The sequence below is a fragment of the Vibrio artabrorum genome, assembly GCF_024347295.1.
GTDB lineage: Bacteria > Pseudomonadota > Gammaproteobacteria > Enterobacterales > Vibrionaceae > Vibrio > Vibrio artabrorum.
The window spans coordinates 1,258,764-1,278,280 of record NZ_AP025459.1 but is presented as its reverse complement, the minus strand read 5'-3'; the positions used below and the strand labels follow the sequence as shown (position 1 = coordinate 1,278,280).

General features: G+C 40.4%; 17 protein-coding genes. 14 read left to right on the top strand and 3 right to left on the bottom strand.

What is annotated here, in order from left to right; all coding sequences use genetic code 11:
- The first annotated feature begins 13 nt into the window (after window positions 1–13).
- Both OCU36_RS19760 and OCU36_RS19755 read left to right on the top strand, forming a co-directional pair.
- Window positions 14–439: a GNAT family N-acetyltransferase gene (locus OCU36_RS19760; protein WP_170907996.1), complete on the top strand. Its 426-nt coding sequence runs from the start codon at window positions 14–16 to the stop codon at window positions 437–439.
- A gap of 138 nt (window positions 440–577) precedes the next feature.
- Window positions 578–1,333: a restriction endonuclease gene (locus OCU36_RS19755; RefSeq protein WP_261840181.1), complete on the top strand. Its 756-nt coding sequence runs from the start codon at window positions 578–580 to the stop codon at window positions 1,331–1,333.
- Between the two features lie 138 nt (window positions 1,334–1,471).
- Here OCU36_RS19755 and OCU36_RS19750 read toward each other — a convergent pair whose 3' ends face one another.
- From OCU36_RS19750 to OCU36_RS19740, 3 genes are all read right to left on the bottom strand, one after another.
- On the bottom strand, window positions 1,472–1,750 hold the full coding sequence (locus OCU36_RS19750; protein ID WP_017038685.1) for a type II toxin-antitoxin system RelE/ParE family toxin: 279 nt from the start codon (window positions 1,748–1,750) through the stop codon (window positions 1,472–1,474).
- Window positions 1,747–2,031: a type II toxin-antitoxin system RelB/DinJ family antitoxin gene (locus OCU36_RS19745; RefSeq protein ID WP_017040620.1), complete on the bottom strand. Its 285-nt coding sequence runs from the start codon at window positions 2,029–2,031 to the stop codon at window positions 1,747–1,749. The genes OCU36_RS19750 and OCU36_RS19745 overlap by 4 nt, the downstream gene beginning before the upstream one ends.
- 1,305 nt (window positions 2,032–3,336) lie before the next feature.
- Window positions 3,337–4,086: a BRO-N domain-containing protein gene (locus OCU36_RS19740; protein WP_099167608.1), complete on the bottom strand. Its 750-nt coding sequence runs from the start codon at window positions 4,084–4,086 to the stop codon at window positions 3,337–3,339.
- Between the two features lie 813 nt (window positions 4,087–4,899).
- On the opposite strand from OCU36_RS19740, the gene OCU36_RS19735 reads away from it, so the two are divergent.
- From OCU36_RS19735 to OCU36_RS19655, 12 genes are all read left to right on the top strand, one after another.
- Window positions 4,900–5,376 carry a GNAT family N-acetyltransferase gene (locus OCU36_RS19735; protein WP_261840180.1) on the top strand — a complete coding sequence of 159 codons (477 nt, stop codon included), beginning with the start codon at window positions 4,900–4,902 and terminating at the stop codon, window positions 5,374–5,376.
- A 130-nt stretch (window positions 5,377–5,506) separates the two neighbouring features.
- Complete coding sequence (locus tag OCU36_RS19725; RefSeq protein ID WP_261840179.1) at window positions 5,507–6,193, top strand: hypothetical protein; 687 nt, start codon at window positions 5,507–5,509, stop codon at window positions 6,191–6,193.
- A 2,265-nt stretch (window positions 6,194–8,458) separates the two neighbouring features.
- Window positions 8,459–8,734: a putative quinol monooxygenase gene (locus OCU36_RS19720; RefSeq protein WP_261840178.1), complete on the top strand. Its 276-nt coding sequence runs from the start codon at window positions 8,459–8,461 to the stop codon at window positions 8,732–8,734.
- A gap of 143 nt (window positions 8,735–8,877) precedes the next feature.
- A complete protein-coding gene (locus OCU36_RS19710; RefSeq protein WP_050907594.1) occupies window positions 8,878–9,651 on the top strand; it encodes a DUF6602 domain-containing protein in 774 nt (257 codons plus the stop codon).
- Between the two features lie 159 nt (window positions 9,652–9,810).
- Entirely contained in the window at window positions 9,811–10,053 is a 243-nt protein-coding gene (locus OCU36_RS19700; RefSeq protein WP_049877489.1) for a hypothetical protein, read from the top strand.
- A 1,197-nt stretch (window positions 10,054–11,250) separates the two neighbouring features.
- Window positions 11,251–12,051 (top strand): hypothetical protein, encoded by an 801-nt coding sequence (locus OCU36_RS19695; RefSeq protein ID WP_261840177.1) that lies wholly within the window; start codon window positions 11,251–11,253, stop codon window positions 12,049–12,051.
- 2,367 nt (window positions 12,052–14,418) lie between these two features.
- A protein-coding gene (locus tag OCU36_RS19690) for an IS3 family transposase (RefSeq protein WP_261840176.1) occupies window positions 14,419–15,569 on the top strand; the annotation gives its coding sequence in 2 pieces (ribosomal slippage) (window positions 14,419–14,662 and window positions 14,662–15,569; 1,152 coding nt in all).
- A gap of 288 nt (window positions 15,570–15,857) precedes the next feature.
- On the top strand, window positions 15,858–16,382 hold the full coding sequence (locus tag OCU36_RS19685; protein ID WP_130347454.1) for a PTS sugar transporter subunit IIC: 525 nt from the start codon (window positions 15,858–15,860) through the stop codon (window positions 16,380–16,382).
- 140 nt (window positions 16,383–16,522) lie between these two features.
- Window positions 16,523–17,206: a hypothetical protein gene (locus OCU36_RS19675; RefSeq protein ID WP_261840174.1), complete on the top strand. Its 684-nt coding sequence runs from the start codon at window positions 16,523–16,525 to the stop codon at window positions 17,204–17,206.
- A 141-nt stretch (window positions 17,207–17,347) separates the two neighbouring features.
- On the top strand, window positions 17,348–17,851 hold the full coding sequence (locus OCU36_RS19670; RefSeq protein ID WP_261840173.1) for a GNAT family N-acetyltransferase: 504 nt from the start codon (window positions 17,348–17,350) through the stop codon (window positions 17,849–17,851).
- Between the two features lie 603 nt (window positions 17,852–18,454).
- Window positions 18,455–18,862, top strand: coding sequence for a bleomycin resistance protein (locus tag OCU36_RS19660; RefSeq protein ID WP_261840172.1), 408 nt, complete (start codon window positions 18,455–18,457; stop codon window positions 18,860–18,862).
- A gap of 149 nt (window positions 18,863–19,011) precedes the next feature.
- Window positions 19,012–19,440, top strand: coding sequence for a hypothetical protein (locus OCU36_RS19655; protein ID WP_261840171.1), 429 nt, complete (start codon window positions 19,012–19,014; stop codon window positions 19,438–19,440).
- The last annotated feature ends 77 nt before the right edge of the window (window positions 19,441–19,517 follow it).

Below are 19,517 nucleotides of genomic sequence, written 5' to 3'. Positions count from 1 at the left end.
TTAAGGCAAGTTCATGGAAATTATCAGGTTTCAACCTCATCATTATGAAGCTACAGCAAGGATTTACTTGGAATCCAGAGTCACTACTTTTTCTTTCATTGATACAACTGCATATTGTCTGACAGACTTTGCTAAAGATACTGATGGTGAAGAAATTTGGGTTGCTGTAGAGCAGGGCATAGTTGTTGGTTTTATCTCCATTTGGAGTTCTGAAAACTTCATTCATCATCTGTTTGTTAGTCCACAACACCTTAAACGAGGTGTCGGTTTAAAATTATTGAACCATGCAAAAAAAGTAAGCAATAGCTTGAGTCTCAAAAGTCTTGTTAAAAATGCCAATGCTACCGACTTTTACATTTCTCAAGGATTCACAATCCAAGAGACAGTCGAAAAAGGGCATGAAAGTTATCACCTAATGAGCTTCGAGGCACAAACCTAACAAACAATTTAAGAGGGATTCCCAACGCTTGGCATTTTTGCTTCTACTTCAAATCTAGTGGTTACGGTACAATGCTTTAGGTTGGGTGCTAGCGTTGCTCACCCCTTAATTGGGCGTTATGCAAAATAGGATTTCGTTATGATCGAAGACCCAAAACCAAGTAATTGGAAAGACTTGCAGATTGGAGTTTGCAAAATCCTCAATGAAGTAGGTATTAGTGCTGAACTTGAGAAAAAAATCAAAACGCCTCGGGGAAGTGTGGAAATTGATGTCTATGGAGTTGATCGAAATAGCGTAGAGCAAATAAAGTACATTATAGAGTGCAAAAACTGGGGTAAGCCCGTAGCTCAGCATGTAGTTCACTCATTCACAACAGTTCTACAGGAAACTGGTGGTCATATTGGAATTTTAGTTTCTAAGGAGGGGTTTCAAGAAGGTGCGCTTAGCTACATAAACAATACAAATATAGTTGCCTTTACTTACGCTGAGTTTCAACAAAGATATTTTAAACTTTGGTATATAAAATATTTTTGCCCAAAAATATTTGAAGCCATTGATACATTTTTTCAGTACATTGAACCAATTAACTCTAGACGCTCTCGGCATGTTGAGCAGCTTTCAAAAGCTCAACGAAAAGAATATGATGCATTGTGTTCTCAATACGAGATGTTTGGGATGGTTATGGCGATGCTAAGTAGTGATAAGTTTGCTCACGACTCAGAACCTAGTGGCGTATTTGACATTGAAGAGTTCAAGCGAAAAACTGCGACGCTTGGTGAAGAGTTTCAATATCAATCAAATTATTATCGAGATTTGATCGATGAAATCTCTCAGCACAGCCAAAGTATTTCTCAAAAATTCCACTCTGTCTTTGGTGGTAATATTTTTGCATAACAAGCAATTTAAGAGGGATTCACAACGCTTGGCATTTTTGCTTCTACTTCAAATTTAGTGTTTATGGCACAATGCTTTAGGTTTGGGTGGAGGCGTTGTTCACCCCTTAATTGGGCGTTAGTTGCCCACCGATTACAATCAATCGGTAGGGAATTTCTGCTTCTGGTGTAGAACTCGCATTATGCGAATAATTGAACCTTCTACCCAGTACGAAACGATCATTGAGATTTCGGGAATAATGAGTAATCGTCCTCGAATTCCATCCCGTTGAACACCCATCAATGGTTGTTCGAGTAAGTTTTCTACTTTAGCCTCAATAATTTCATCAGTTTTTTCAGCCGCATCAGGGTTAAAGTCATAAAGAAACTCAAAGATCTTCTCACGATCATTTAGCGATTCTTCTTCCCATAAAATCATTGCTGGCCTCGATTACGAATTTTGGCCTTTCGTTCAGCCATCCGTGCTTTAGCAGAGTTATGTTCAACAAATGAAGATTTTCCTGAGTCAAACTTCTCAAATGCTAGGTTTATTTGTTCAGTTAACCAAGCGTCATGAGATAATGTTTTTCTTTGTTGCTCAGCCATTTGTTCAGTAAGTTCACGGCAAGCATCGCTGAGTGTGCGACCTTGGCTCTCAGCCATTTGTTGGGCTAAACGTTTAATTTCGTCATCAACACGAAATTGAATTCTAGTGTCCATGAGTAGCTCCCTAAGTTTACGTGTGTACAAATGTTAGCACTAGAGTCGAACGAGGGCAACTAACAAACGGCTCAAGAGGGATTGCCAACGCTTGGCGACTTTAGTACAAAATTGAAGCCCAGTGTTTACAGTGTGTTTTTTGAGTCCGGCGGAGCGTTGTCAACCCCTTAGCCGGGCGTTAGTTTGCAAAGGGCAGAAAAGCGTTTTGGTCTAAAAGCTTGGTTCTTCGTTCTAGCTATACACCTGTTATTTCCCAAAGACTTTTCATCGAAATAGGCATCTCGCGTAGCCTGTTTTTCGGTTAATTAGCTTCTGTGTTACTCATTTCTTTCGTGTTAGTAAGATTCATTTCTCAATGTTCTTGCGCGCTGCTTCTTTGGTTTTGAAAGTTAAGTGTGAGCATTGAAAATTGCATTTGCGGTTGTCGGCATCTATGAAAGTCTTCTTAGCCAAGCTCGTTTTGTTGTGTGAATTTGATATTCGTAGTTTTCAATTTTACATCTCCGTTCAAAGCCAGTAGTTTGGTAGTCAATTCAGCACCTTGGCGCTAAACCTTTGGTTTATCGCGGTAGCAAACTAACAAAACGCTTAAGACGGACTAACAAACGCTCGGCATTTTCAGTTTGGTTTAGTTTTGTGATTAAGGTGCTCAAATTGGGTTAGGTGGCAGGTTTGTTAGCCACTTAGCTTAGCGTTATACGAACTCTGAGAATGCAGTTTTTTGGTTCAGTTCAGCGATTGAACCATTAGTTTTTTAGGTGTGAAAGTAGGGTGGTTTTCCTTTTTCTTTGTTGCCTTTTGGTGTTCGTTTCATCAGGTTCGGCATTGAACTATTATTGCCCTAAATTCAGGTGTTTCAGCGGCTAGTTTACGCTTCAATTGTTCTTTGGTTATGCCTCATTTTAGTCTGCATCAGTGTTTTTCCCTCAACATTTTCAATCCCAATTGTTGTTGGGATATTTGGTTTATCTGCTCCAAACTGGCTGAAACCAAATCGTACAAATGGTGTAAGAAAAAGGGATTGCTTCGTTTCACAGTTATTGCTGTTGATTGGATATTTTGCTCGCTTAATTGAGCCAGCCTAATTAAACTCAATTTACAGCAAAGCTTGGTAAATCAGTTCTTTACCAAGTTAATTGGAGCGAAAGCAAGGCTCGTATAACAAAGCAATCAACACGATGCTATTTACATTCGGCATTCGCGGTTTGGAGTATAATTTGTTTTGTAAGTCGGTCTTTCGCACGTGTTATTGCGGCGTTATAAGCTCTCAAAAAAAAAGAGGTCTTTCGACCTCTTCTGCACTGTTTAGTGTACTTCAATTAGTTTAGGCAAGTATTCAAGAGCTACTGGGTCTCGTCCTTTAAAGTAGTCTTTTGCCTTACTTGGTATCCAAACTTCATCAACAAACTTAATAAATAACGGTAATAGTTCGTTTGGATACTCGCGAGCATCACGAGTGTGCCCATTGCCAAATAGGTGGCTATACATTTGGTAACTATCAGCATGCTCAGGGTGGTTATCTGTTAGGTAACTGGAAAATAGCCTACCAACGCTGACATCTGGTCGAATGTCTTTGCCATCTTGAGCTTGGTCTGGAATTTCATAGCCTAACATTTCTAATGAACCGTATAGACGAATGAATAACTCACTAACTACTGAAAAGTAGCCTCTCGAAACGCGTCCATAGTTCAAGTTAAATCGGTTTACAAAACCGGGTAGTTTTACCTTTCCGTAGTGACCCGTCTTTCGAATCTCGGGTAGAACTTCTCTAGTTACCCAGCGTTGGAACTTTTTCGCGTTTGGTTTCTTACTCGCGAAAACTAGTTCGTAAAGTGCGGCTTCACTGATGAGGACATACATGTGCCCTCCAATCGGATGAGGAGACAGCATTTTGTCTTCCGCATCTAACTTATCGATTGGTGCTTTTCTATCGGCGTAGTCAAGAGCAGCGGTTACTTCATCTGCAATAAAATAAAACTCATCTCCGAGTTGAATTGTAGTCAACTCGTGTAAGTTAAAATCTTCGAGGGTGTTTGGAATAACGGAAAGTTGCATCTGCGCTCTCGCTCTTTAAGCTTGGTTTTAGTATGGGTATGATACTACAACAATATGCAACTGTGTCTACCGACATGTATCAGTATTTCTGTGGGTTTGGTATGTTTACGTACGTGAATCAACATACGGAGCGCAACGTGGCTACGCTTATAACAAAGCGTTTAAGACGGATTCCCAACGCTCGGCATTTTCGGCTTATTTTTGGTTAAGTGTTTATGTCACAATGGTTTAGGTATGGTGGTAGGCGTTGCTCACCACTTAACGCGGCGTTAGTTTGCAAAGGGCAGAAAAGCGTTTTGGTCTAAAAGCTGGGTTCTTCGTTCTAGCTATACACCTGTTATTTCCCAAAGACTTTTCAGCGAAATAGGCATCTCGCGTAGCCCGTTTTTCGGTTAATTAGCTTCTGTGTTACTCATTTCTTCCGTGTTAGTAAGGTTCATTTCTCAATGTTCTTGCGCGCTGCTTCTTTGGTTTTGAAAGTTAAGTGTGAGCATTGAAAATTGCATTTGCGGTTGTCGGCATCTATGAAAGTCTTCTTAGCCAAGCCCGTTTTGTTGTGTGAATTTGATATTCGTAGTTTTCAATTTTACATCTGCGTTCAAAGCCAGTAGTTTGGTAGTCAATTCAGCACCTTGGCGCTAAACTTTGGGTTTGTCGCGGTAGCAAACTAACAAAACGCTTAAGACGGACTAACAAACGCTCGGCATTTTTGATTCGGTTTGGCTGCGTGATTAAGGTGCTCAAATTGGGTTAGGTGGTAGGTTTGTTAGCCACTTAGCTTAGCGTTATGCGTAAAACACCGGAGGAGTTATTTTGATCGTAGTTAGAAAAGCTACTGAAGCTGATGTTCACATAATTTATGAATTAAGAAGACGCGCTATTTTAGACAAATGTGCAGCCCATTATACGAAAGAACAGCTCTCCTTGTGGACGCATGGTGGAGTTTCTGATGGCTTTGTTCAAGATGTAATTAATACTTTTTACGTTTCTGAAACTGATGGTCAAGTAATTGGTAGTGGTAAGCTTAATATCGAAACAGGTATGGTAGACGCTATTTTTGTAGCGCCTGAATACTTTGGAGTCGGTGCGGCCAAAAAAATGCTCAATTTTTTAGAAATCTTGGCCAAAGAAAATGGTTTGTGCTTGCTAAAATTAGAGTCCACTTTAAATGCTGCACCTTTCTATCGCTCTTTTGGATTTATGGGGGATAAAGTATCTACTTACCATTCACCAAGAGGTATTAGTCTGGATTGTATTCCAATGACAAAATCACTGGAACAACACGCATAACAAATTGTTCAAGTGGGATTCGCAACACGTGGCATTTTTACTATGCGTTGTTTTAAGTGATTAAGGTGGTATGCGACAACTTCGGTATTGCGTTGCTCACCCCTTAACAAGGCGTTATAAGGTTCAGATTATGTCGAAAACTATCATAGAGTTCCTAAAGAATATTGATATTGTCGATTTCTCTAAAAAATACAATGATTGGCTTATCTCAGAGTTGAGCGAGCCTGTTGCTGACTTGGCAAGACAAGGTTGGACGATTCCTGCATTTATAAATTGGTTGGGTATTACTAGTTTTGAACCATTGAAAAGCGATCAAAACCTACTAATAGAGTCTTGGGAAAATAACTATAACCAAAATGCCGAAAGTCTCCTTGAGGACATACTTGATGATTGCCCTGAGCAATGGAAAGACCTAATGCATGAATGCATTAGCTGTTACCTTGCAGGGAAATATGTGATTTGTATTCCTGCACTTTTAGTAATATTTGAAGGTTTATTGTCTATTAAAATATATAATTTCGATGTTAATAAAACCCATTATCAAGATCCAATTAAGAACGGTATTGAAAGTAATCACTATGCAGGAATAGATACTCTTAAGATGCTTTCTATCAAAGAATATGTCAGAAATCTGTTTAAACCTTCAGCATTTTCGGGTGGCGTTCCTAATGACTTAAACCGACATTGGGTTATGCATGGTCGTGGGCGTATAAGCTCGAATAAGCTTGAAGCTTTACAACTATTTAATGCAGTTGGAACTTTGTTAACGGTGAAAACGTTGTGGGCAGAAATGTATTCAAGTGAACAAACCTTATAACAAAGCATTTAAGAGTGATTCCCAACGCTTGGCATTTTTCATTCCATCGTTGGGTTTTGTGTTTACGGTGGTATGGTTTAGTTTCGTGGTAGCGTTGCTCACACCTTAATGCGGCGTTAGTTTGCAAAGGGCAGAAAAGCGTTTTGGTCTAAAAGCTGGGTTCTTCGTTCTAGCTATACACCTGTTATTTCCCAAAGACTTTTCATCGAAATAGGCATCTCGCGTAGCCTGTTTTTCGGTTAATTAGCTTCTGTGTTACTCATTTCTTCCGTGTTAGTAAGGTTCATTTCTCAATGTTCTTGCGCGCTGCTTCTTTGGTTTTGAAAGTTAAGTGTGAGCATTGAAAATTGCATTTGCGGTTGTCGGCATCTATGAAAGTCTTCTTAGCCAAGCTCGTTTTGTTGTGTGAATTTGATATTCGTAGTTTTCAATTTTACATCTGCGTTCAAAGCCAGTAGTTTGGTTGTCAATTCAGCACCTTGGCGCTAAACCTTGGGTTTATCGCGGTAGCAAACTAACAAAACGCTTAAGACGGACTAACAAACGCTTGGCATTTTTGGTTCGGTTTGGTTTTGTGATTAAGGTGTTCAAATTGGGTTGGGTGGTAGGTTTGTTAGCCACTTAGCTTAGCGTTAGTTTGCAAAGGGCAGAAAAGCGTTTTGGTTTAAAAGCTGGGTTTTGCGTTCTAGCTATACACCTGTTCGTTTTCTAATTTCATGAACTTTCCGGTGGCACTATGTGTGCAGTGTTTGTGGTGGGTTAGTCGTTTACGGGCTCTAATTTTTTCGCCACGTTATTTGGTGTGGTTTCTTTTTTGTTGCGGCTAAGTTGCTCTCAACTGGCTTTGTCGCACTTGGCTGTTAAGTTCATCGAACGAATCCTTTGCCAGTTATTGTCCTTCAAACCGTAGTTGTCTGGCGCATGTCGCTTCTTAGCCAAGGACGTTTGGCGTGTGGGTTTGAGATTCGTAGTTTTCAATTTTACATCTTCGTTTAAAGCCAGTAGTTTGGTCGTCAATTCAGCACCTTGGCGCTAAACCTTTGGTTTATCGCGGTAGCAAACTAACAAAACGCTTAAGACGGACTAACAAACGCTCGGCATTTTCGGTTCGGTTTAGTTTAGTGATTAAGGTGCTCAAATTGGGTTGGGTGGTAAGTTTGTTAGCCACTTAGCTTAGCGTTAGTTTGCAAAGGGCAGAAAAGCGTTTTGGTCTAAAAGCTGGTTTTTGCGTTCTAGCTATACACCTGTTCGTTTTCTAATCTCACGAACTTTCCGGGGGCACTGTGTGTGCAGTGTTTGTGGTGGGTTAGTCGTTTACTGGTTCTAACTTTTTCGCTACGTTCTTTGGCGCGGCTTCTTTTTTGTGGGGGCTAAGTTGCTCTCAACAGGTTTTGTCGTACTTGGCTGTTAAGTTCATCGGACGAATCCTTTGCCAGCTCTAATCCTTCAAACTGTGGTTGTCTCGCGCATGTCGCTTCTTAGCCAAGCTCGTTTTGTTGGTTGGTTTTGAGTTCTGTCGTTTTCAATTTTACATCTGCGTTCAAAACAAGTAGTTTTATAGTTAATTCAGCACCTTGGCGCTAAACCTTTGGCTTTATCGCGGTGGCAAACTAACAAAGCGCTTAAGACGGACTAACAAACGCTTGGCATTTTTGATTCGGTTTAGTTGTGTGATTAAGGTGTTCAAATTGGGTGGGGTGGCAGGTTTGTTAGCCACTTAGCTTAGCGTTAGTTTGCAAAGGGCAGAAAAGCGTTTTGGTCTAAAAGCTTGGTTCTGCGTTTTAGCTATACACCTGTTATTTCCCAAAGACTTTTCAGCGAAATAGGCATCTCGCGTAGCCCGTTTTTCGGTTAATTGGCTTCCGTGTTACTCATTTCTTTCGTGTTAGTAAGATTCATTTCTCAATGTTCTTGCGCGCTGCTTCTTTGGTTTTGAAAGTTAAGTGTGAGCATTGAAAATTGCATTTGCGGTTGTCGGCATCTATGAAAGTCTTCTTAGCCAAGCTCGTTTTGTTGTGTGAATTTGATATTCGTAGTTTTCAATTTTACATCTGCATTCAAAGCCAGTAGTTTGGTTGTCAATTCAGCACCTTGGCGCTAAACCTTGGGTTTATCGCGGTAGCAAACTAACAAAACGCTTAAGACGGACTAACAAACGCTCGGCATTTTCGGTTCGGTTTAGTTTTGTGATTAAGGTGCTCAAATTGAGGTGAGTGGTAAGTTTGTTAGCCACTTAGCTTAGCGTTATGCGTCACGAGGGAATTCATGTCAAAAGTAACATTAAAAGGTTTTATTTTAGTTCCTGAATCGGATCTTGAATTGGTAAAAAATGAGTTGGTGAACCATAAGCGTCTTACTCTAGAAGAGATTGGTTGTATTACGTTTAGCGTCACTGAAAATTCAGAGAATCCTCTTCGTTTTGACGTTTATGAAGAGTTCACTGATAAAGCTGCTTTCGAGCGCCATCAAAAAAGAGTTAAGGCTTCTAACTGGGGCAAAGTGACGGTAAATGTTGAACGTTACTATGAAATCTTTGAGTAAACGCATAACAAACGCTTCAAGAGGGACAGCCAACGCGCGGCATTTTTACTATGCGTTGGTTTTTGTGATTACGGTGTTATGCGGTAAGTTGGTAGTAGCGTTGGCTGCCCCTTAAGCGGGCGTTATGTGTTTCGAGGTTTAAAATGAGCGATTATTTTTGGAAAACATATACTGAACAGCTGGTAAATTCGCTTACCGCTAATAATGAAATTATAAAGTTTACTAGCAATCCAGCTGTTATTGGTGCATATGCAGAATCTGCGGTGACTGAGCTAATTCGAAATTTTATGACACCACATATATGCTCTACAGGAAGTCTTATCGGTACAGCTCAAGTAGGAGAGAAGTTAAAGCAGTTGGATCTTATGATTTGGAGTCCTACACCTTTACCTGCGATATTTGATACTGCAGGCTTTGCGTTAGTTCCGCAACAGAGTGTGCATGGAGTTATTGAAATTAAGAGGTCAGCCTATAGCTCTGTTGGAAAAAATATGAAGGATACACTGGACTGGGTCGAGAAAAATGTAGAAGGTTATCGCCAGTTAAAACCCGAGGTGTTGAAGTTTGTTCAAGAAGGCGGAGATCTTAATATGTTGGTAGGCAAGTTACCTCATGAAGTCTTCGATATCGATGAAAACCATATTGCTCTGGGAATTGTTTGTGTTAAAGAGAGCAAACAAAAAGACAAAACTCTAGATTCGTTAATTGAAGCCGGTCGCGCTGTTGTCCTTCAGGAAATCGATGTAAATGGTAAAATTAAGGTAAATACTTCACATGTATTGCATCTTCTTGAATATTTAAAAAGTGTAAGAAGCCGCATAGTTAAAAAGTTGGATTATGAAGGTGTTGATGTTACGGGTATAGCTGAGAAGTTAGGGGAAAAATCGCCAGGGTCATTGAAAAAACAACACACATAACAAACTGTTTAAGAGTGATTCGCAACGCGTGGCATTTTTACTATGCGTTGTGCTTAGTGTTTAAGGTGGTTTGCGGAGGCTTTTGTATTGCGTTGCTCACACCTTAACAGGGCGTTAGCCTTCTTTCCAAGCATGTGGAATCAAATAGAGGAAATGCACATGAATAAGTACCAAAAATACCCATTAAACTGTTCATCTTGTAATGCATTAACTCCTCATACTTTGATTTCAACATTTAACGATGATGAACAAAGTAAAGAGAAGCCAAGTGCGTTTTCATTTATCCGGGCGCTTGGCTTCTCTTTCGAAGTTTTTTGGCGAAGTTTAGTCGGCTCTTCTTACTATATTGCTAAAGAAAAACTATACCGTTGTGACAAATGCGGCAAAGTAGAGAAGCATTGAAAACAAAAAGGCTAACAAAGCATTCAAGAGGGATTCACAACGCTTGGCAATTTTAGTTTGAATCGGTTTTAGTGTTTACGGCACAATGGGTTAGGTTAGGTGGTGGCGTTGTTCACCCCTTAATGCGGCGTTAGTTTGCAAAGGGCAGAAAAGCGTTTTGGTCTAAAAGCTGGGTTCTTCGTTCTAGCTATACACCTGTTATTTCCCAAAGACTTTTCATCGAAATAGGCATCTCGCGTAGCCCGTTTTTCGGTTAATTGGCTTCCGTGTTACTCATTTCTTTCGTGTTAGTAAGATTCATTTCTCAATGTTCTTGCGCGCTGCTTCTTTGGTTTTGAAAGTTAAGTGTGAGCATTGAAAATTGCATTTGTGGTTGTCGGCATCTATGAAAGTCTTCTTAGCCAAGCTCGTTTTGTTGGTTGGTTTTGAGTTCTGTCGTTTTCAATTTTACATCTGCGTTCAAAGCCAGTAGTTTGGTTGTCAATTCAGCACCTTGGCGCTAAACCTTGGGTTTATCGCGGTAGCAAACTAACAAAACGCTTAAGACGGACTAACAAACGCTCGGCATTTTCAGTTCGGTTTAGTTTTGTGATTAAGGTGCTCAAATTGGGTTAGGTGGTAAGTTTGTTAGCCACTTAGCTTAGCGTTAGTTTGCAAAGGGCAGAAAAGCGTTTTGGTCTAAAAGCTGGGTTCTTCGTTCTAGCTATACACCTGTTATTTCCCAAAGACTTTTTCATCGAAATAGGCATCTCGCGTAGCCTGTTTTTCGGTTAATTAGCTTCTGTGTTACTCATTTCTTTCGTGTTAGTAAGATTCATTTCTTAATGTTCTTGCGCGCTGCTTCTTTGGTTTTGAAAGTTAAGTGTGAGCATTGAAAATTGCATTTGCGGTTGTCGGCATCTATGAAAGTCTTCTTAGCCAAGCCCGTTTTGTTGTGTGAATTTGATATTCGTAGTTTTCAATTTTACATCTCCGTTCAAAGCCAGTAGTTTGGTAGTCAATTCAGCACCTTGGCGCTAAACCTTTGGTTTATCGCGGTAGCAAACTAACAAAACGCTTAAGACGGACTAACAAACGCTCGGCATTTTCAGTTTGGTTTAGTTTTGTGATTAAGGTGCTCAAATTGGGTTAGGTGGCAGGTTTGTTAGCCACTTAGCTTAGCGTTAGCAATACTAGTCACCCATTCGGTGGAGATAGATGAAAGAAACATATAATGTATTGAAAGGCATATACTTTCATGAACAGCAAGTTCGAGAACAAATGATTCCTAGAGTCCAGATTAACTTAGGGGTCTATATTACTTTTCTAGCTATGTTTGCATATATGGTGCGGATGATGGATTACGACTCTAATCTATATGCAATTGGTTCATTCTATGTGTTTGGGTTAATCTTCTTAATCTTGATTATTCTTTCAATGAAGTATACAAAAATTGCTTTTGTTGGGGCTGAGTATCGAAATTTTTCTAAGGCGACCGAAGTACTAGAGTACAACACTAAGCTTCACGAACGTGTTGACGAAATTGCTAAATACAATGAAACATATGGTACAAAAGAACTTACACCAGATCCCGACAAGCACACTGATAGGTTTACGATACGCCTGCTTACTCAATGTATTGATCATAATTCAGCTATAAATGAATCTAGAAGAATTGCAATAAAGTGTTCAATTGAATGGTTGATTAAATCTATTGTACCCTTAGGTCTACTTTCAGCTGTTTTTGTAGTCGCTGATTTAGATGTTTCCTCACCTCGGAAAAACACCCTTATTCAAGATAAAAATGTTGCAAAGGAAATCTCAGTTCTATCTAGTGCACTATTTCAAAAATCTACAATTCCAGAACTAACAACAGATGAGGTCATTATGTCTGACGAAAAAAATGAAGCTCCAAAAGCACCACCGCCACCACCATCGATGCCAGTAGAACCTACGTGGCAGATCTCTACCGAAGATACATCTAATTTTAATGCTGGTGATATCGCAGACAGCGAGTAAGATATTGCTAACAAAGCATTTAAGAGTGATTCCCAACGCATGGCATTTTTCATTCCATCGTTGGGTTTAGTGTTTACGGTGGTCTGGTTAAGTTTTGTGGTAGCGTTGCTCACACCTTAATGCGGCGTTAGTTTGCAAAGGGCAGAAAAGCGTTTTGGTCTAAAAGCTGGGTTCTTCGTTCTAGCTATACACCTGTTATTTCCCAAAGACTTTTCATCGAAATAGGCATCTCGCGTAGCCCGTTTTTCGGTTAATTGGCTTCCGTGTTACTCATTTCTTTCGTGTTAGTAAGATTCATTTCTCAATGTTCTTGCGCGCTGCTTCTTTGGTTTTGAAAGTTAAGTGTGAGCATTGAAAATTGCATTTGCGGTTGTCGGCATCTATGAAAGTCTTCTTAGCCAAGCCCGTTTTGTTGTGTGAATTTGATATTCGTAGTTTTCAATTTTACATCTCCGTTCAAAGCCAGTAGTTTGGTAGTCAATTCAGCACCTTGGCGCTAAACCTTTGGTTTGTCGCGGTGGCAAACTAACAAAACGCTTAAGACGGACTAACAAACGCTCGGCATTTTCAGTTTGGTTTGGTTTTGTGATTAAGGCGTTCAAATTGGGTTAGGTGGCAGGTTTGTTAGCCACTTAGCTTAGCGTTAGTTTGCAAAGGGCAGAAAAGCGTTTTGGTCTAAAAGCTGGGTTCTTCGTTCTAGCTATACACCTGTTATTTCCCAAAGACTTTTCATCGAAATAGGTATCTCGCGTAGCCCGTTTTTCGGCTAATTGGCTTCCGTGTTACTCATTTCTTTCGTGTTAGTAAGATTCATTTCTCAATGTTCTTGCGCGCTGCTTCTTTGGTTTTGAAAGTTAAGTGTGAGCATTGAAAATTGCATTTGCGGTTGTCGGCATCTATGAAAGTCTTCTTAGCCAAGCCCGTTTTGTTGTGTGAATTTGATATTCGTAGTTTTCAATTTTACATCTCCGTTCAAAGCCAGTAGTTTGGTAGTCAATTCAGCACCTTGGCGCTAAACCTTGGGTTTATCGCGGTAGCAAACTAACAAAACGCTTAAGACGGACTAACAAACGCTCGGCATTTTTGGTTCGGTTTAGTTTTGTGATTAAGGTGCTCAAATTGGGTTGGGTGGCAGGTTTGTTAGCCACTTAGCTTTAGCGTTAGTTTGCAAAGGGCAGAAAAGCGTTTTGGTCTAAAAGCTGGGTTTTGCGTTCTAGCTATACACCTGTTCGTTTTCTAATCTCACGAACTTTCCGGTGGCACTATGTTGGAAGTGTTTGTTGTGGGTTAGTCGTTTACGGGTTCTAACTTTTTCGCTACGTTCTTTTGCGCGGCTTCTTTTTCGTTGCGGCTAAGTTGTTCTTAACTGGCTTTGTCGCACTTGGCTGTTAAGTTCATCGAACGAATCCTTTGTCAGCTCTAATCCTTCAAACTGTGGTTGTCTGGCGCATGTCGCTTCTTAGCCAAGCTCGTTTTGTTGGTTGGTTTTGAGTTCTGTCGTTTTCAGTTTTACATCTGCGTTTAAAGCCAGTAGTTTGATGGTCAATTCAGCACCTTGGCGCTAAACCTTGGGTTTATCGCGGTAGCAAACTAACAAAACGCTTAAGACGGACTAACAAACGCTTGGCATTTTTGGTTCGGTTTGGTTTTGTGATTAAGGTGTTCAAATTGGGTTGGGTGGTAGGTTTGTTAGCCACTTAGCTTAGCGTTAGTTTGCAAGGGGCAGAAAAGCGTTTTGGTCTAAAAGCTGGGTTTTGCGTTCTAGCTATACACCTGTTATCTCCCAAAGACTTTTCATCGAAATAGGCATCTCACGTAGCCTGTTTTTCAGTTAATTAGCTTCTGTGTTATTCATTTCTTTCGTGTTAGTAAGATTCATTTCTCAATGTTCTTGCGCGCTGCTTCTTTGGTTTTGAAAGTTAAGTGTGAGCATTGAAAATTGCATTTGTGGTTGTCGGCATCTATGAAAGTCTTCTTAGCCAAGCCCGTTTTGTTGTATGAATTTGATATTCGTAGTTTTCAATTTTACATCTTCGTTTAAAGCCAGTAGTTTGGTTGTCAATTCAGCACCTTGGCGCTAAACCTTTGGTTTATCGCGGTAGCAAACTAACAAAACGCTTAAGACGGACTAACAAACGCTCGGCATTTTCAGTTCGGTTTAGTTTTGTGATTAAGGTGCTCAAATTGGGTTAGGTGGCAGGTTTGTTAGCCACTTAGCTTAGCGTTATAAATACAGTCAAAATCATCGCGAGGGAGCAGTAATGATAATTAGCAATACATTAGAACCAGGAGACTTAGGTCATATTGATCCGCACCAAAAGTTTTGGACACTGAGTTAAGTGAGTACAATCACTAACGAGGTGAACAATGACAACTAAGAAAACACGAATCAAACATACTCCTGAATTTAAAGCTGAAGCACTTAAGTTAGCAGAGAAAGTGGGGGTCGCTGCGGCTGCACGGCAGCTATCGTTATATGAATCCCAGATCTATGGATGGCGTAAAGCCGTCAAAAAAGACGCGAAAGTCAGTGATAGAGAAAGAGAGCTCGTCACCGAAAATGCCAAACTCAAACGATTATTGGCAGAGCAAGCTGAAGAGCTAGATATCGTAAAAAAGGCCGCCACCTACTTCGCGAAAAATCTAAAGTAGATTGCTATGAGTTTATGCTCAAACACCTTATGCAATATAGGATTGTCCGTATGGCTAAGGTGTTTGGGATTTCTCGAAGTGGGTTTTATTACTGGATTGATAATCGCAATAAAGTCACTCAACGAAACGAGCACCGCAAGCAACTTGATATCAAAGTTCGCGAAGTCTTTGATGATAAAAAGGAACGTGATGGTGCAAGGCGTATTCAAAAAGAACTTGAAGAAAATGGTAATAAGCACGATGTAAAAACCATCGCCGCGAGCATGAAGCGTCAGGGACTCGTTGCGAAGGCCGCCCGTAAGTTCAAAAGCACGACAGACAGTAAGCATAGGCTTCCCGTTGCCCCGAACTTGCTTGACCAAGACTTTAATGCGACAGCCCCAAATCAAAAATGGGCTGGAGATATCACCTATCTCGCGACTAGCGAAGGCTGGATGTATTTAGCTGTTATTATCGACCTGTATTCACGGCAAGTCGTTGGTTGGTCAATGAGTACAAGAATGACCGCAACTCTTGTCTGTGATGCGCTATCAATGGCTTTGTTCCGCAGAGGCATGCCAGAAGGAATGATTATCCATAGTGATAGAGGCAGCCAATATTGCTCAAAAGACTACCGAGACTTAATCGCAGCTCATAATTTAAAACAAAGTATGAGTAGGAAGGGAAATTGCTGGGATAACGCCTGTGTTGAAAGCTTTTTCCACACAATGAAAGTAGAAGCCATCCAATACGAGCCGATAATGACGCGAGAAGAGATGCGCCAAGCGCTTTTTGAATATATCGAAGTTGATTATAATCGAACAAGAAGGCACAGTGCTCTTGGGTATCTAAGCCCAGTTAACTTTGAAAAACAATATGTCGCTTAATGCGGTGTCCAGTCTGACTGGAGCAGATCAGGCGGAAAGACAGCAACAATGGTGACATAAAATGAAACTAAAGACGTTGCTAAAATTCCTTGTTAAAGACAGTGTTTGACTTGCTTGGTGGTGATTTGAGATACCATAGTCATAACAAAGCGTTTAAGGCGGATTCACAACGCTTGGCATTTTCAATTTGCTTGTGCTTAAGTGTTTACGGCACAATGCTTTAGGTGAGTGGTAGCGTTGTTCACCACTTAACGCAGCGTTATATTTATTGGAGTAAGTTGGTACTAAATGTCATTAGAAAAAGTGGTCGAAAAGTTTAAATCGGGTCTGCAGTATTGTGTTGGGGCGTATATATTTCTGTTTCTGATGACTAAGGCTTGGTCATTTATTGGTTTGCCGACAGGTTCCATAGAAGAATACCAAATTATCAAATATGTTCTTTCGACGAGCATCTTAGCCCTAGTTAGTCAGGCTGTAATGGTTTCAGCTGCAATTGAGCTAGCTTATATGTTGTTCACCCCTGGTCCTGATGAAGCAGTCGATCCATTGATTCTCGGTATTGCAGGAACTGCATTGTTGGTGATGTCTGACGAAAATTCAGCTAAAACAGACAGTATGCTTTATGACTCAATTGCTGTTTTCCTATTCGCAGTTTCTTTGGCAATACTTTTTTATCTGCGCTTTATGCTGACAAAGTGGTTCCCTAAACAGTTTAAGGATAACTTCGACAAAGGTTCATTTGAGAATGAAGCTAGTGAGGTTGAGTCCATACATCCAAAGAAAACGGTAAAGGAAAGTAAGTCGGCAGCATAAATATAACAAACTGTTTAAGAGTGATTCGCAACGCGTGGCATTTTTACCATGCGTTGTTTTTAGTGTTTAAGGTGGTATGCGGTGGCTTCGGTATTGCGTTGCTCACACCTTAACAGGGCGTTAGGCTACAGGAGAAAACTGTGCTAGATAATAAAGTAAGATATTTTATTTGGAATGTTATTCATCCCATAAACGAGATATTTCATCTTGTAGGTAAGAAATCCCTTCCTGTATACAATGATGACCAGTATTCACTACTACAAGAAAAGCTGGGACGGGTGTGCGCAAAAGTATTGCATGTGTTTGAACAGCCGGAGTTTTCAACAGAGCATGGCATAACAAAGCGTAATGTGCTAAACAAAGACGACGGAGCTTTTCACCGTGTCTTGAGCTTTGGAATCAAGGAAAAGCACGGACGTGTGAGCAATCAGAACTACTCCGAATTTGATTTAGTCATCCCTCTGTGTGCCTATGTGTACACCGATAGCAAGGTATATGACTACTTTTACGCTCCTCAACTTCGTGACGAAGGTGGTAGGGAGTTCTGTATTCTACAGGATCTTGAACATTGTATTAATACGCTAATCGCTCTTTATGATCTTAGGATTCAATTTAATATTGAACTGTGTGCTATTGAGCCTAAATACTCTGTTGAAAACGAAACAGTAAACCTACACACGATAGACTCATACAACTACTTTGAGAACGGAATGACTTCAAGTTGCAACTTGCGTACATTTGAGTTCAGCAATAACAGTTGGGTTCCCGCCGACCTACCATTTTCGATCGATTTTAGGCTAGTAAAGCCGGAGTCAGTAGCCTAACAAACAATTTAAGAGGGATTCCCAACGCTTGGCATTTTTGCTTCTACTTCAAGTTTAGTGTTTATGGCACAATGCTTTAGGTTGGGGGGTAGCGTTGCTCACCCCTTAATTGGGCGTTATACGAATAAGGTGGATACAAGGATGATCGAGACAGAACGGCTAATACTAAAACCAGTAATGATTGAGGATATTGATATCTATAAGCAAATCATGTCTTGCCCATTGATGAGCCAATATCTTCCAAAATCTGCACCTTATAATGATGATGAAATCTTTCAGCATGTAGCTAAAAGAATTGAACACTGGAAGCTGGGTTTTGGCTCTTTTATTGTTTATTCAAAAGTTAATCCAGAGGTTAAGCTCGGCTATGTTGGTGTAGAAACCTCGCCAAATGTTGAATGTAGTGATATTCGATATGGCTTTATGAAAAACGCTCAAGGAAAGGGTTATGCATATGAAGCTGCTAACGCTGTTTTGAGGTTTACATTTGGGTTGGGCAATCATAAGAAGATATATGGTGTGGCAGTAAAAGATAATATCCCCTCAATTAAAATCCTAGAAAAATTAGGCATGGAAATTGATGTTTCAGTAGTCATTTATAATGATGAGAAGTTAGTCACTCTATCTGTTGAGCAATTCGTATAACAAAGCAATCAACACGATGCTAATTACACTCGGCGTTTGTGGTTTGAAGTATAATTGGTTTGGTAATTAAGGCGTTCGCACGTGTTATTGCGGCGTTAGGCATCAGGAGGATATATGAACAGTAACACTAGGGCATGTATAGCGTATATCACTGGCTTACTTCATGGCAGAACTGCGAGTTCAGTTTATGATTATTCCCAATCAAGACACATAAGTGTCAGTGGCACAGTAACTGAAAGTACCGTAAATGTTTATGACTATGATCGTGGTTGTCATATTACAGGAAGTGCTAACAGCCTTTATGATTACGGAAATGGTGCGCATATACAACTGAACATGAATGGTAGCCAGTTTAGTGGGTATGACTATGACTCGGGCAATCACTATAGCGGCACAGTAAATGGCGGCTCAGTATCAATATATGATTACGAAACGTCCCAACATTATAGCTATAGCGTGTAAATGCCTAACAATCTGTTTAAGAGTGATTCGCAACGCTTGGCATTTTTACCATGCGTTGCGTTTAGTTTTTAAGGTGGTATGCGGCGGCTCTGGTGTTGCGTTGCTCACACCTTAACAGGGCGTTATGTGAATAGGGAAATTATGACATTACGAGTAGTGCCAGAATTATATTGCTTCGATATGGATGTTAGTAAATCTTACTTTATCAATGTGTTAGGCTTTGCTCTAAAGTATGAACGTATTGACGAAAAGTTTGCTTACTTAACTCTCGACGGCGTAGATATCATGCTGGAGGGAATTGATGGTAATAGTCGCAAGTGGGTTCCTGGTAAATTTGAAGCACCTTTAGGTAGAGGGGTTAACTTTCAATGGGATGTCGCGGATATTGAGCGCATTTATGCTCGTGTACGTGAGCAATCATTGGATTCGATATATTTGCCTCTGGAATCTAAGTCTTATCAGTGCGGAGATTCGGTGGTAACTCAAAAGCAATTTATAGCTCAAACCCCTGATGGTTACTTGTTTCGTTTTTGTCAGGATGTACGCTGATAAAATTCACATAACAAAGCGCTTAAGACGGACTAACAAACGCTTGGCATTTTCGGTTCGGTTTAGTTTTGTGATTAAGGTGCTCAAATTGGGTTAGGTGGTAGGTTTGTTAGCCACTTAGCTTAGCGTTAGGCTACAAAGGAGGCAAAGTGAAAAAATATTTATCTGTCGCATTTATTCTATTTTCTTTTGGGGCTCAGGCTGGGTTTTGTTCGATGCAATTAAAAGATGAAGCAAATGTCTTTAAAGTTAATTGCGCTTTGGATCGTAGCTTTTGTAATGTAACAGGCTATTTTTCTGACTCAGAATTAGAAAAAGGTTTTAAGGGCGTTGTTGCTACATTTCAAAAAACACCTGAAGCGTTTCGAAAATTGCGCTCATCTCTACGAATCGATACCTTTCGAAGCGGGGAGTATGAATTTGGCTCACCTCCCGGTTATTTTGCTGCTTTAGAACAAGCTGAAAAAATGATGCTTGGTGAAGCGAGTCTAGACCTTGTTTTTTTTGACTCTGAGTCCGGTAAGAGAGCTCCTGAACCGAAAATGGAATGTGTGGAAACTAAACTCTCGGCACAGTAGCCTAACAAAGCATTTAAGAGTGATTCGCAACGCTTGGCAGTTTCGCTTCGCTCAAGTATAGCCAAGCGCCGCTCACA